The sequence below is a fragment of the Roseomonas rosulenta genome, assembly GCF_016106005.1.
Lineage (GTDB): Bacteria > Pseudomonadota > Alphaproteobacteria > Acetobacterales > Acetobacteraceae > Neoroseomonas > Neoroseomonas rosulenta.
Window position 1 is genome coordinate 13,859 of record NZ_JACADR010000006.1, and the last position, 12,925, is coordinate 26,783.

The following is a 12,925-nucleotide window of genomic DNA, read 5'->3' on the forward strand; positions in this document are numbered from 1 at the left end:
GATGGGTCAGGCCGAGTGGCTTCGCAGCATCCAGGTGGCCTTGTCATGGGCCGCGATGCGCGCCACCAGCAGGTCGTGGGTCGCGAGGTCGTCTTCCGCCTCCTCGGCAAGCGTGGCGGCCGCAGCCGAGAGCGTGTGGTGATCGTCGCCGAGCATGCGCACCATCCCGGATGCGTCGGGGATGCGCGCCCGCTCCTCGAGCGTCGCCTGCGCAAGCATTCCCTCGATCGTCATCGGTGCGGGACTTCCCAGCGCGCGGATGCGCTCGGCAATCACGTCGACCGCCTTGAACAGCTCGGTGTATTGCACCTCGAACAAGGTGTGCAGGCCGTGGAAATTCGGCCCCGTAACGTTCCAGTGGCAGGCCTGGGTCTTGCCCATGAGCAAGTAGCTGTCCGCCAGGAAAACGGTGAGGCCATGAACGATCCCGTCCATGGGTGGTGCGTTCGCGCCGGGCTTCGGTTCCATCGTGGCGTTTCTTTTTTCGGTCATGGTCATCTCAACGCTCCGTGGCGCCGATGGTTGCCCCTGGGCAGTTCCGGGCCCCCTAGTGCCCCGCAAGTGCCGACGGCGTCGCGTCGGTTGTCCTCGCGGCGGTGAAGCAGGCTTCGACGGCGTCGTGCAGGGACGTCGTGTAGATGTCGGCGCCGATCGCTGCCTGCATTCCCGTGTTCGACAGCACGGCCTCCTCCGCCGGCCACAGACCGACCAGGACTGGCACACCCGGCAGGTGCTGCCGAAGTCGGCGAATGAGGTAACGCAGATGTGCCGGGCTGCCGCTGATCTCGAGATACGAGATGCACAGCATCTGTACGCCTGTGCGCTCGAGGCTCCCCACCTGGTCACGCGCAACCGCGGCATGCGGCAGAAGGGCGGCGCCAATGTCGTTTTTGCTCAGAAGCTGTGCGAGCATCGCTGCCGCTGCCTCGTCCAGCGGCCCACGTCCGGCCACGCAGAGGACGGCTCGCTCCGACCGCCAGGCTTCTGGTAAAGGCTCCAACGTCAGCGCCATACCTTCGGGTGCTGATGTCTGCGATGCGTCCCGGTCCTTGACCTTCTTCGCCGCGCCATTCGTGTCGCCGTGGCTCGTGAGGTCGGCGATGACGCCCAGGGCCGCGCCCGCTACCAGGTCGAGCCGCTCCTGCGTAAGCACGCCTCGTTCGGCGTCTACCGCGGCCAGCCGCAATCCCTTGAGCGCCACATCGTCGTAAAAGGAGGTAAGAGAGCGCTCCTTGAGCAGCTGCTCCGCCTGGTCCAGCGCCTCGTCCCGGTCTCCCGCCAGCATGCGCTGGTAGAAGCGTTCGGGAGGTGTCAGCGCAGGTTGGTCGCCGAGTATGACATCGAGGAACTCGAGCCGTTCCACATGACGTCCGAGCACAACGAGGCAAAGGGTGAGCGGCATGGCGAGGATCAGCCCGATCGGCCCCCAGATCCAGCCCCAGAAGATCGCGGCCATGATGACCGAGGTGGGCGACAGGCCCGTGCTGTGCGCGAAGACGACCGGTTCGGCCACCTGACCGACGAGGGCTTCGCCCACAAGAAACAGCACGGCCGTCCAGAGGACGGCTGTCCAGCCGGGATCAACCGCCGCAGCGAGTAGAATTGGAGGCACCGCAGCGAGGATGCCTCCGACAAAGGGGACATAGCGCATGAGTCCTGCGAGCGCGCCCCACAGCAGCCCGCCCGGTACGCCGAGCACGAACAAGCCAAGCCCGATCACCAGGCCGTAGCCGGTGTTCAGCCCCAGCTGAAGCAGGAAGAACCGGCTGAGTCGTCGCGCTGCATCGTCGAGCGCGGTCGTGGTGCGGTGCAGGTCGGTCGCACCAGCGAGGCGGATCAGGCGGTCGCGCAGATCATCGCGCTGAAGCAGCACAAAGACGGCGACGACGAAAACGATGATGGCAGTGGCCAGGGGGGACAGGATCGGGGTGAGGTATCGTCCGGCCAGTTCCAGGGGAGACAGGTCGGGGGAGCGGAGCTCGACAAGCACGGGTTGGGGTCCGTCACCCGTCGTCGGGCGGGAACCCGTGACGCCGGGCCCGTCGGCCGACGTGGAACGAGTTCCGTGGTTCAGCACGCGCCCGACATTATCGAGCACACCAGAAAGCTGCCGCTGGGCAACCGTACGTGCCGCCTCTACCTTCTGCTCGACAGCAATCGCATAGCGCGGCAAGTCGTCGGCGAGACTCGCCAGCTCCAAACCGATCACGGCGCTCAGGACGAGCACGGCGGCGAGCGCCATGAACGACGTGAGCAGGACCGCCGGCGCACGCCAGATGCCCAGGCGCCGCAGACCGTCGACAATGGGCGCCAGAACGAAGGAAAGCAGCATCGCCAGCGTGACCGGGATCAGTACCTCCCGGCCGAGATGGAGCGCTACGACAACGACCACGCCAAGCAGCACCGCCAGCAGCGTCTGCAGACCGGGCGGCTGGACTGTCGGGACGTGGGGCCGTTGCGGCGTAGGCGGGGTCGCCGGCATGCGTCATCAATCTCCTGCTCCGGGACGACGCCACCCGGACGATCATACGGTGAGTAGAACCAACGCACGGACCCCCGAAAGGTTCAGATCCGACGCGGGCCCGATGGCCACCAATCAGGTCCAGGCTTCGGGCGGCAACCAGATGCTGCAAGCGAATGGTCACGCGCAGGCCAGTCTCGGGCGAAGCCCTGACATCGAGTTGTGCCCGGGCATTCTGCCGATGCGGCCCCGCGATCAGGGCTCCGACCCCCCGGAGATCGGTCAACTCGTGCCTGGGAGTAGACTGCTTGAACCGATCGCGCTGTCGAGCAATCCGGCAAGACTCAGGCTCCCGAGCAGGTCGGTCAGCGGCTGAGTCCTGACGTTGTTGGTCGACATGGGAGAGCCCCTCGGGAGGCGAACGGAATCGTGATAACCAACGGCTTCGGACCGATGCCGCCTTGCGGGCCACCGGCACACGGTCGGAGCCAACGGTGCAAGCACAGGCGACGAACCGCAGCGCTGCGCGCCGCCAGCATCGCCTCGCCTTTCGCCAAGGCCACAGATGTCGTCAGCGCGGGAGCGACACGCCGACGCCAATTCCGGTGACTACCGCGAGCGCCAGGCACGCAAGCGGGTGTTGCTGAATCGCCCGGGCCATCGGATGCATCCGATCTTCGGCGGGTTGCGCCGCGTCTTCCTTCGGGCCCAGCTTGGCCTTGGAGGCCAGGATCTCATCGAGGTTACTGCGTTCGCCACCCACCATCCCCTCGGTAGTTGCGTCGGACAGCTGGCGCGCATCCTGTTCGAGTGTGCCGAGCGCTGCGCGCTTCTGCGCATCGGACAGCTGGCGATCCGACACGATGTCATCCGGCACGTAGAAGTGAGTCGCCGGTTCCTGCACCCGCTCGCTCGCGCCGGACCACCTGGCCACGGAAGGGCCTTCTCCTTCGCGCGAAGCCTTCGCGGTCACGTTGAGCTTCACCGTATCCCCCTCGACCGTCTCGACGGAACTGACGGGAATGGGCCCGTGCGCTTCGTGATCGGAACCTTCGGTACGCGTGAATTGGATGCATGCATCCTCGACGCGATCGACGATGCCCACATGCACGCCGTCGACGTCGACAACGGCCATCTGGGCGCGTACTCGCTCTGACATGGAGTTCATCACGGCATCCTCACGTTTGCAGCTCCGCTTCACGTAAAGCGCCTGTCCCACATGCTGGAATGCGAACCGGTTGCCGGACGCCGCCGTTGCGGCGGCGTCCGGACTGGCAATCGCCGACTTACGTGAAGGCAGCGACCGGTTTCCGGGTCCGGCTGGGCTGCAGAATTTCCACCTCGTCACGCCGGACCGTGTCCTTCACGGTTTCGACGCGCTGCGTGCGCTCGGTCCGGACCACGATCTCCTCACGAAGGCGAAGGCGCTTCTCGACCGTGGGAACCTCCTCGGTTTCGACGATCTCGACGGTCACTTCGGTCAGGATCTCACCGGTGACCTTGTCGCTCACCGGCCGGCGGCGCTCCACCACCACCCGCTCGCTCAGCAGCATGACCTCCCGCTCAACCGGGGTCTCGACCACGAAGCGGCGAATCCGCGCCGTGCCGCGGTTCTCCGTACGCTTGCCGACCTCGAGGACCTCCTCGCCGAGCGCGATGACCTCCTCCATGCCGGACACGCCGCGCGGCCTGGTGGAGTCCTTCGGCCGCGCGCTCTGCATTGCGCCCAGCCAGGGCCACATGAACATGTTGGTCAGGGCCAGCGCCGGCGACTGAGTGAGTGCCGCTGCGGCGATCTGGCTGGCAGCCTTGGTGCCGATCTTCGCCGCCACGGCAGCCGGCTTCAGCACCACCTCGGCAAGCTCGCGCGTCTGAGCACGCAGGCGGTGCTCGGCGGCGGCCTGCTCACGTTCAGCCTTTGCGTCTGCCTGCTTCTGCAGTGCGGTCTCGCGCGCGAGAAGTTCAGCTTGGTCGCGGTCTTGCCTGGTGTTCGCCCTGCGCTCCTCAGCTTCGTCCTGCTTGGCTTGCTCGGCCTCGGCAATGCCAGCTTCCATCTTGTCCATCACGCCCTGGACCTGCTCGTCGCTCAGCGTACGCTGAACGGCGGGAAGGAGCCCCTTCCGATCGTCACGAGCATGCTGACGGAAGACCTTCTGCAAGTCGGCGAGACGCTCCGAGAAGGTCGCGTCGTTCTTCGCCATGCCGTCAAGCTCCGCAACTTTCGCGCGCACCTCCCTGTTGTCGCGGATCGCGTCGGCAACCAGATCCTTGGTCTCAGAATTCCGCCTCAGGACAGGAAAGAGGTGCTGCTCCTCGAGGCTGGTGTGTAATTCCAGCTCGGCCTTGAGTTCGGTAAAGAGCTTTTCCCGGGTCTTCAGTGCGCCGTCCGATGTCTCGGACAATCTGGCAAACAGTTCGTTGGCCTTGGTCGGACCGGCCTGCATCAGAGTTCGAAGATTCATGACATACGTCCTTGGAACGGCCGCTGGCGCGGATTGGGAAGGCACCCCGGATAGACTGGGACTTGTCCACAAGCGGCGGTGTAGGGAATAAGGCGCTGGCCTTCAGTAGGACAACGCGGGTACGGCTTCCGGGTTGCATGGCAGCACCAAGGGTATTGTTGCGCCTGCGCCCCCGGCGGAAACCAGCAGCGCCGTGAGTACGTCGCGGGGCGCAGTCGAAGGCGATACCACCGATGACTCCGCGCCGGTTTGGCGGCGTCCTTCACCCCGCATGCGCTCCAGCGGTTCAATTGGTTGTAGATCGTGGTCGGCGGGCGGTAGGCCGTCGGGCGTTCGGATCGCAGAACGCGGGGAACCCGAGGGAACTCTTAGAGGCGTGCTCATCTGTAACCCCCCACGGCCCGCGATTGGATGGCTGTGGTTGGGGGTGGGAGCGGCCGGAGTGCCTAGCCCGCGGCAGGTGCGCCGCGGAGCGGTCGCGGATCCACGGCCTGACCATGTAGATGCCGGCGAGCAGGTGCCCTCCGGGTCCGGCACCCTCGATCCAGCCAGAGCCTACCACCGCCGTCGGCGTCGATGGTCCAACTCGTTGCCCAGCAGCGCGATGCGATATGTGGCGGTCGGGGCACGGTTGCGCGGCGCTCGCTGTCCCGCGGGACGGCCAGCCCTTGTCGTGCACGGCCTGGGCGACTCCGGCCCCTGCGGGCCCTTCGCGCACCGAGAGCGCCCGGCTGCCTTCTCTCTGCGTTCGCTCACGCCGTGCGGTGGGCCCACGCGACGCGGGCGCGCGGCCGGCTTCGTCGCTCACAGGCGCTGACCGATGGAAACGAGCATAAGCGAGCGTCATCCGCCGAAGGCGACCGCATGGCCGGGGAGTGGACGGAAATCCGGGGCATGGTGCTGCCGGGGGACGGTGAGGCCCTCATCGTGATGCTCGGTCCTGCGGCGGTGATGCCGATGCCGGCGGCGGGGCGCGCACTGGAAGGCCCAGGCCCTGGCGCTCTATCTGGCCGGCTCACTTGGCGTCCGCCGTGGGGCTACCAAGCCTAGGGCCGCTCCGGCTGCTCGAGGCCGGCCCCGGCCCCTGGGACGCGGCCGGCGCCGCACACCTCGGGCGGTGGCGCGCGGCGGAGCGAGGCCGGTGGATCCGGCGCCCAATCAGCGGGACGGATCAGGTGTCCGGGTAGTGGCGGGTCAGTTGTGGACCCGATCGTGGACCCGACAGAACTGCCTCTCCATTCATTATTGAAATTACAGGATATCTGGCGGAGGGGATGGGATTCGAACCCACGATAGGACTTGACATCCTATAACGGTTTAGCAAACCACCTAATTATATAGAAATTCTAGTGACTTGACGGCTTTGATGGCCTAAGAGTTGCACTCTCGTTGCACTTGGAGGCGAGATTGGCCACCATCAATGCCCGTCCGACGCGTGACGGCATGCGCTTCACGGCGCAGATCCGGATGAGGGGAATCCGGCTGAATCGTACCTTTGCGACACGGCGCGATGCCGAGCGCTGGGGGATCTTGGTCGAAGATGCGATCGCGAAGGCGACCGATAACGCCCCATTCGACCCAACCGCCTATCTGCCGCCACCGAAGACTGCCGTCCCTGTCGTTGCGCCACCTGCCCGACCGGCTACGCCCGGCGAAGCAACGCAGCCAATGACCATCACCGAACGACTTGCCGCACGAGCCGCCCAGCGCGCCGCCAGCCCTGAGTACCAGACGGATGACGCTCTGCCCTCGCCTTCACCCGCTTGGAGCCTGCGGCGTGCTATCCAGCACTACCTCGACTCAAGCGATGGTCTTCATCGACGCACCGAAAAGACACAAAAGACCAACAGCGACAGGCTTCGTCGCTGGACTGATGCCGAGGAAGACAGAAGAACGCTGGTTGCCGCGCTCGACGCCGAGCGCGCGCGCCCAGAGCCTAACAGTGACCGCCTTTCGAAACTTGCCGGACGGCTCCTCGCGGCGACCCACCGGATCAAGATAGCGTCGCAGCGGCTGGATTCTGTGAGTGCTCACGACCTTCAATCGTTCATCGACCATCGCACGCAGAGACAGAGGCTAAATGCGAGCACGGTGCGGAACGAAATCTACTGCTTGTCCGCAGTGTTCGAGTTTTTCGCGGCGCAACCAAAGGCGCGGGGTAAAGGCGGGCGGGGACTGGACATAAAGAACCCCGTACCGCTGTTGGAACTGCCCAATCTCCCGCCGTCGCGTGACCGCCGATTAACCGGCAAGGAGGCCAACGAGCCTTCCGAATGGGACCGGGTTATCGCTGCGCTCCGCCACGTGCCAGATGGGCCGGAAATGGAGGCCCTCATCACGGTGCAGATCGAGACGGGCATGCGGCCCGGTGAAGTCCGAAGCATAAAGCGGGAATGGATCAAGAGCCGAGGTGCGGTTCGCTGGATTTCCATTCGAGAAGGCGGGGGCCTTACAAAGCAGGTGCGCCGTAAGGTCATCCTGAGCAATGAGGCATGGTCAGCGCTACGCCCACTCATTGAGGCGCACGACGAAATTCACGGCATGACGGCGGGTGCCAATCTGCGCCTTTTCACGCTCTCCGAGTCCGAGCAAGCCTATCGCTGGAAGCGGGCGCGCGAAATTGCCAAGTGCCCCGATCTCCGCCTCCACGACCTGCGACATGAGGGCCTTTCTAGGCAGGCTGAGGTCCTCACTATCGGAGAATTGCAGCAGCAGAGCGGACACAAGACGGCTTCCAGCCTTCTTCGGTATCTCCACGCTCGGCCCGATCATGTCGCAGAGAAACTTAAGAACGTTCGAAGAGATTAGATTTTTCCTGGTGAATTCTGTGTTCCTCAAGCTGACGCTGCACGTACAGTTCTTTCCAACGCTTTCGCTATGATGACCGCGCCATAGGAACCACCCGCCAGGCCGGTGGATACCGAGGTCTGCAATCATCGCGAGGATCGCAGGATTCAGGTGCCGGCTCTTTGCCTGAGCCGGCCCTCCTCGGCTTCGCCGCCGCGGCAAGCGCGGCGGTCATCGTCACCAACTGTTCTCTCAGGCACTCCCCTTCGCGCTCTGCGGCTGCGGCCATCGCCTCTGCCGCCACAGCCTTCCGGTCGGCCTCCCCGGCGGCCCTTACGAAACCAACGATCTGACCTTCGAGTTCAGCGATCGCGGCTGCAGCCTTCCACCCATTCGCGTTGGCCTTTGCACGAAGGGCTTCACTGCGCTCGGATACCGGCAGCGCGCCGATGAGGTTCATGCCGCCGACCGCGAAGATCGCTCCGCCCTGAGGCATCTCGAAGAGAGTGATATCTAAGCAGATCAGGTCTTTCGGCGAACCCGGCGTGGTTTGGTCGCGGCCTCCTTCATTGACCGGCTGGTAGCTCGCTTCCTGCACCACCGCGCGCGCGACGACGGGCGTATGGCGCGGCGCGCCGAGGGATACATCCGTGCGGTCGAGTGCATGCCCCGCCGCGACGCCGCTCATCAGTCCGCGATCTCCGAAGCTGCCGCCCGGCTGCGCCCGCCCGTTGCCCTAACTCATGCGGAGCGAGGCAACCCGCCGCGTCGTCGCCAGCAGCAACCGCGCGGCCCGGGACAGCAGCCTGCCACGCTGGATGATGGCGGCGGCGCCGACCGGGATCCTGGGACGGAGGTCCACCAGCGCTAGGTCCGCAGGCGTGCCGCTCATCGCGACGTAGGGATCCACGATGGCGATCCCCGCACCGGCACGTACAAGAGACAGGGCCACCGAGGTCTGCGTCACCGCGATCGCGATTCGGCGCTTGAGGCCCGCCGCACGGAAGGCATCCTCGGCGAGGTCACCAAGCGGCAGGCCACGCCCGACGCTGATTAGTGGCCATGGCACCAGATCGCTGACATTGACGCTGCCGCGGCCGGCCAATGGATGAGTCGCGGGCACGGCGCAGACGAGCTCGGTCTCGTCGAGCGCGACGATCTGCGCCTCCTCCGCCACGAGCGGCGAGAGGACGAAGCCGACATCGACGCGTTCCCGCGTGACGGATTCGATCACGCCGATGTTGTCCATCGTCTGAACCTCGACATGGATGCCGGGGCGGGAGCGGCGGAACGCGGCGATAGCGCGCGGCAGCAGATGGTCGGCCAGTGTCGGCGTGGCGGCGACCACGACGGAACCGACCGTCATGTCCCGGATGCCGTCGATCAGCCGGTCAATGCGGGCGACGCCCTGAAGGACGCGCTCCATCTCGGTGAGGATGACGCTTAGCTCGGCAGTCGGCTGCAGGCGCCCCTTGCGGCGGCTAAACAGCGGAAAGCCCACGGCTGCCTGGCTTTCGCGCAACAGCATGCTGACCGCCGGCTGCGAGACGCCCAGCACCTCGGCGGCCGCAGTGACGGCGCCATGCCGGGCGACGGCATGAAGGACTTCTAGTTGGCGGTACGTCAGTCGCATCATCTCATCTTATATTCTTATAAGTCTCCGGATGTTGAGCTTATCGGGAAGCACGCGCAGGATGCCTCCCGCGGCGCCCGACAGATCCCCACCAAGAGGGGGCGGGGCGCCGCAGGAACGTCCATGCGCATCACTTCCGTCGAGACCTCCGTCGTTGCGCTGCCCTTTACGATGGGCGGGCCGCATCCCCCCTTTGCCGGCCGGTCGTGGGACAGGCTCGAGATCCTGCTGGTGCGGGTGGAGACCGAGGACGGCTTGGTCGGCTGGGGCGAGGCCTTCGGCCATGCAGCCATCCCGGCGACCAAGGCGGCGCTCGACACCATAGTCGCGCCGCTGGTGGTCGGCCGCGACGCGCGCGCGATCGAAACTCTGACGCGCGAACTAATGCACGCGACGCACCTGCTCGGGCGCAACGGGGCGCATCTCTATGCCGTCTCCGGCGTCGAGATCGCGCTGTGGGACCTGATGGGCAAGCGCGCCGGGCAGCCGGTCTGGGCGCTGCTCGGCGGACGGGAACGCGCGAGCCTGCCGGCCTATGCGAGCCTGCTTTCCTACGCCAATGACCTTGGCCTAGTGGCGAGGAACACCGCCGATGCCCGCCGCGCCGGCTACCGCCACATCAAGCTGCACGAGGTGACGCGGGAGGCGGTGCTCGCGGCGAAGGACGCGGCGCCGGATGCCGCGATCATGCTCGACGTGAACTGCGTCTGGACGCCGCCGGTGGCGCGCGACATGGCCGCCGCGCTGGCCGGTGACGGGCTCTACTGGCTCGAGGAACCGGTCTGGCCGCCGGAGGATGCGCACGGCCTCGCCAGCCTGCGCCGTCACGGCATCCCGTTGTCTGCAGGCGAGAACACCGCCGGGCTGTTCGGCTTCAAGGCGCTGATCGAAGCCGGCGCGATCGACATCGCGCAGCCCAGCGTGACCAAGGTCGGCGGCATCGGGGAACTGGTCCGCGTCATCCGCCTTTGCCAGGCGCATGGCGTCGAGGTGGTGCCGCACTGTCCTTACTTCGGCCCAGGCTTCGTCGCGACGCTGCATGTCGCGGCCGCGCTGTGCGAACGGCCGCTGGTCGAGGTGCTGTGGCTCGACATGGAAGCGAACCCCTTCGACCCCTGGGTGCGGGCGCGCGACGGCCATGTGGCGGTGCCGAAGGGGCCGGGCCTTGGCTGCGATCCGGATCCGGCGATCCTGGCGCGCTACCTCACCACCCCGCCGGTGCGCACCGAAGCGAGGGCGTCGGCATGAAGGTCACCGCCGTCGAGACGACGCCAGTCGTCCTGCCGCTCGACAAGCCGCTTGGTAGTGCGCTCGGCGCCATCTCCCGCTTCGGTGTCATCCTGGTGACGGTCCGCACCGATGTGGGCATCACAGGCGAGAACCTGATCTTCACCCTGCACGACCGTCGCACCGCGGTGCTGCGGCAGATGGTCGACAGCCTCGCGGACCTGATCGTCGGGCGCGATGCCGGGCACATCGGCGGCTTCTGGGCGCGCGCCTGGAAGGACATCAACTTCATCGGCCACCAGGGTGTGGCGGTGATGGGCATATCGGCGATCGACGGCGCGCTGTGGGATGCGGCCGGCAAGGCCGCGAACCTGCCGCTCTACCGGATGCTCGGCGGAGCGAAGGACCGCGTGCCGGCCTACCATTCCGGCGGGCTATGGCTGTCCTACACGGTGGATGAGTTGGTGGCCGAGGCGCAGGCTTTCGTCGCCCAGGGCTTCGGCGCGGTGAAGATGCGGCTCGGCAAGGCCGATCCCGCCGAGGACGCCGCGCGCGTGCGTGCCGTGCGCGAGGCGATCGGCCCACGCATCGCGCTCATGGCCGACGCCAACCAGGGGCTGAACGAGGCGCAGGCGATCCGCCTCGGGCGCATGCTGGAACCCTTCAACCTCACCTGGTTCGAGGAACCGCTGCCCTGCTGGGACCTCGAAGGTCTCGCGCGCGTCGCGGCCGCGCTCGACACGCCGATCGCCAGCGGGGAGACGGAATACACGCGCTACGGCTTCCGACGCATGCTCGACCTGCGCTCGGCCGATATCCTGATGCCGGATCTCCAGCGCGCCGGCGGTGTCAGCGAATTCATGCGTATCGGGCACATGGCGCAGAGCCACGACATCGCGATCTCGAGCCACCTGTTCCCGGAGACGAGCATCCAGGTGCTCGGCGCTCTCTCGAACGCGATCTATCTCGAGTACATGCCGTGGTTCTCTCGGCTCTACAATGAAGCGCTGGAATTCGACGCGGGCGACGCCCTGGTGCCGGAACGCCCGGGCTGGGGCTTCACCCTGAACAGCGATTACATCCGCCACCTGCAATCATAAGGACCGGCGCCGCACCGCGACGACCGGCCACAACGGAGGGACCGAAACCATGAAGATCACGCGTCGCGCACTGGCCCTGGGGGGCACCGGCCTCGTCGCAGGAGCCTCCCTCGCCCGCCCGGCCATCGCGCAGAACGAGCCGATCCGCATCGGCTGGCTCGCCGCGCTGACGGGGCCGAGCTCCGCCCCCGGTGTCGGCTTCAATCGCGGCGTGCAGTTCGCCGCCGAGGCCATCAACTCCGCCGGCGGCGTCAAGGGCCGCCGCATCGAGATCCTGACACGCGACACCCAGGGCGATCCCACCAAGGCGGTGAACGCGACGCAGGAAATGATCAGCCAGCTGCGCGTCCACGCCATCTGGGGTCCGACCAACTCTGGCGAATCCCTCGCCGTGACAGCCATCATGGCGCGGGCCAAGATGCCGAACATCCACCCCTGCGTGGTGGACACGCTGATCGACGAGCGCCGCTACCCCAACGCCTTCCGCATCACGCCGTCCAACACCCAGTGGGACGATGCAGTGCGCGGCTACTGCCTACGCCGCGTCAACGCGCGGAAGGTCGCGGTGATCGGCGACACGACGGGCTACGGCGTAAGCGCAGTCAACGCCTCGGTCGCCGGCTTCCAGCGCGACGGGGCGGAGGTTGTCTACAAGGCGAATATCGACGCCACCCAGCCGGACATGACGCCGGACATGCTGCGCGCCCGCAATGCCGGCGCGCAGGCCATCGTCATCTGGTCGGTCTCGACGGGCATGATCGCGCGCATGCTGAACACGCGCGCCACGATGAACTGGGACGTGCCCTTCGTCGGGCATCCCTCGCTCTCCTCGGGTGAGATCGGCAGCCTGATCGAACGGCCCGCCAACTGGGAGAAGGTCTATGCCATCGGCTACCGTTCCTGCTCCTTCGACGCGGCGGGCAACCTGCCGCCGCGCACGGCGGAGCTGGTGCAGCGCTTGCAGGGCAAGGTGAACCTGCAGGACACGCTGCTGTGGTGGGTGGCCTCGGCGATTGACGCCATCGACCTCATCGCCAAGGCGGTGGACGCGACCGGTTCGACCACCAACGACGCGATCATCGGCCACTGGAACAGCCTGCGGAACTATCCCGGCTACTACGGCACCTACAGCTACTCGCCGACGCAGCATAACGGCTTCCCGGTGGAGGAAGTGGTGATGTCCGCGGCGAACTCCGCGCGCAACGGCGCCTTCGCCCTGGCCCCGGGCTACTGAGCGGGGCGACGCGGGAGGACG

Annotated in this window: 10 protein-coding genes; 4 read left to right on the forward strand and 6 right to left on the reverse strand. The window is 66.5% G+C overall.

The window, feature by feature from the left end:
* Positions 1 to 6 precede the first annotated feature (6 nt).
* From HW578_RS02150 to HW578_RS02165, 4 genes are all read right to left on the reverse strand, one after another.
* Entirely contained in the window at positions 7 to 498 is a 492-nt protein-coding gene (locus HW578_RS02150) for a Dps family protein (RefSeq protein ID WP_198368885.1), read from the reverse strand.
* A gap of 49 nt (positions 499 to 547) precedes the next feature.
* Positions 548 to 2,482 carry an AI-2E family transporter gene (locus tag HW578_RS02155; protein WP_198368886.1) on the reverse strand — a complete coding sequence of 645 codons (1,935 nt, stop codon included), beginning with the start codon at positions 2,480 to 2,482 and terminating at the stop codon, positions 548 to 550.
* A gap of 550 nt (positions 2,483 to 3,032) precedes the next feature.
* On the reverse strand, positions 3,033 to 3,629 hold the full coding sequence (locus HW578_RS02160) for a DUF2171 domain-containing protein (RefSeq protein WP_198368887.1): 597 nt from the start codon (positions 3,627 to 3,629) through the stop codon (positions 3,033 to 3,035).
* A 118-nt stretch (positions 3,630 to 3,747) separates the two neighbouring features.
* Complete coding sequence (locus HW578_RS02165; RefSeq protein WP_198368888.1) at positions 3,748 to 4,923, reverse strand: DUF2382 domain-containing protein; 1,176 nt, start codon at positions 4,921 to 4,923, stop codon at positions 3,748 to 3,750.
* 1,407 nt (positions 4,924 to 6,330) lie between these two features.
* Between HW578_RS02165 and HW578_RS02170 the strand changes: the two genes are divergently transcribed.
* On the forward strand, positions 6,331 to 7,731 hold the full coding sequence (locus HW578_RS02170) for a tyrosine-type recombinase/integrase (RefSeq protein ID WP_198368889.1): 1,401 nt from the start codon (positions 6,331 to 6,333) through the stop codon (positions 7,729 to 7,731).
* A gap of 67 nt (positions 7,732 to 7,798) precedes the next feature.
* On the opposite strand, the gene HW578_RS02175 is transcribed toward HW578_RS02170, so the two are convergent.
* Together HW578_RS02175 and HW578_RS02180 are read right to left on the reverse strand one after the other, a co-directional pair.
* Positions 7,799 to 8,398: a hypothetical protein gene (locus tag HW578_RS02175; RefSeq protein ID WP_198368890.1), complete on the reverse strand. Its 600-nt coding sequence runs from the start codon at positions 8,396 to 8,398 to the stop codon at positions 7,799 to 7,801.
* A 48-nt stretch (positions 8,399 to 8,446) separates the two neighbouring features.
* Positions 8,447 to 9,346, reverse strand: coding sequence for a LysR substrate-binding domain-containing protein (locus HW578_RS02180; protein ID WP_198368891.1), 900 nt, complete (start codon positions 9,344 to 9,346; stop codon positions 8,447 to 8,449).
* Between the two features lie 120 nt (positions 9,347 to 9,466).
* Here HW578_RS02180 and HW578_RS02185 point away from each other — a divergent pair, with 120 nt between their 5' ends.
* The 3 genes from HW578_RS02185 to HW578_RS02195 are packed head-to-tail and all read left to right on the forward strand — an operon-like array spanning position 9,467 to position 12,904.
* Positions 9,467 to 10,591: a mandelate racemase/muconate lactonizing enzyme family protein gene (locus HW578_RS02185; protein WP_198368892.1), complete on the forward strand. Its 1,125-nt coding sequence runs from the start codon at positions 9,467 to 9,469 to the stop codon at positions 10,589 to 10,591.
* Positions 10,588 to 11,670 (forward strand): mandelate racemase/muconate lactonizing enzyme family protein, encoded by a 1,083-nt coding sequence (locus tag HW578_RS02190; RefSeq protein WP_198368893.1) that lies wholly within the window; start codon positions 10,588 to 10,590, stop codon positions 11,668 to 11,670. The genes HW578_RS02185 and HW578_RS02190 overlap by 4 nt, the downstream gene beginning before the upstream one ends.
* 49 nt (positions 11,671 to 11,719) lie before the next feature.
* Positions 11,720 to 12,904, forward strand: coding sequence for an ABC transporter substrate-binding protein (locus HW578_RS02195; RefSeq protein ID WP_198368894.1), 1,185 nt, complete (start codon positions 11,720 to 11,722; stop codon positions 12,902 to 12,904).
* Positions 12,905 to 12,925 lie beyond the last annotated feature (21 nt).

Excerpts from the sequence above, each read along its gene's own strand:
- HW578_RS02150 (WP_198368885.1), bottom strand. The coding sequence starts at position 498 with ATGACCATGACCGAAAAAAGAAACGCCACGATGGAACCGAAGCCCGGC.
- HW578_RS02155 (WP_198368886.1), bottom strand. The coding sequence starts at position 2,482 with ATGCCGGCGACCCCGCCTACGCCGCAACGGCCCCACGTCCCGACAGTC.
- HW578_RS02160 (WP_198368887.1), bottom strand. The coding sequence starts at position 3,629 with ATGAACTCCATGTCAGAGCGAGTACGCGCCCAGATGGCCGTTGTCGAC.
- HW578_RS02165 (WP_198368888.1), bottom strand. The coding sequence starts at position 4,923 with ATGAATCTTCGAACTCTGATGCAGGCCGGTCCGACCAAGGCCAACGAA.
- HW578_RS02175 (WP_198368890.1), bottom strand. The coding sequence starts at position 8,398 with ATGAGCGGCGTCGCGGCGGGGCATGCACTCGACCGCACGGATGTATCC.
- HW578_RS02180 (WP_198368891.1), bottom strand. The coding sequence starts at position 9,346 with ATGATGCGACTGACGTACCGCCAACTAGAAGTCCTTCATGCCGTCGCC.
- HW578_RS02185 (WP_198368892.1), top strand. The coding sequence starts at position 9,467 with ATGCGCATCACTTCCGTCGAGACCTCCGTCGTTGCGCTGCCCTTTACG.
- HW578_RS02190 (WP_198368893.1), top strand. The coding sequence starts at position 10,588 with ATGAAGGTCACCGCCGTCGAGACGACGCCAGTCGTCCTGCCGCTCGAC.
- HW578_RS02195 (WP_198368894.1), top strand. The coding sequence starts at position 11,720 with ATGAAGATCACGCGTCGCGCACTGGCCCTGGGGGGCACCGGCCTCGTC.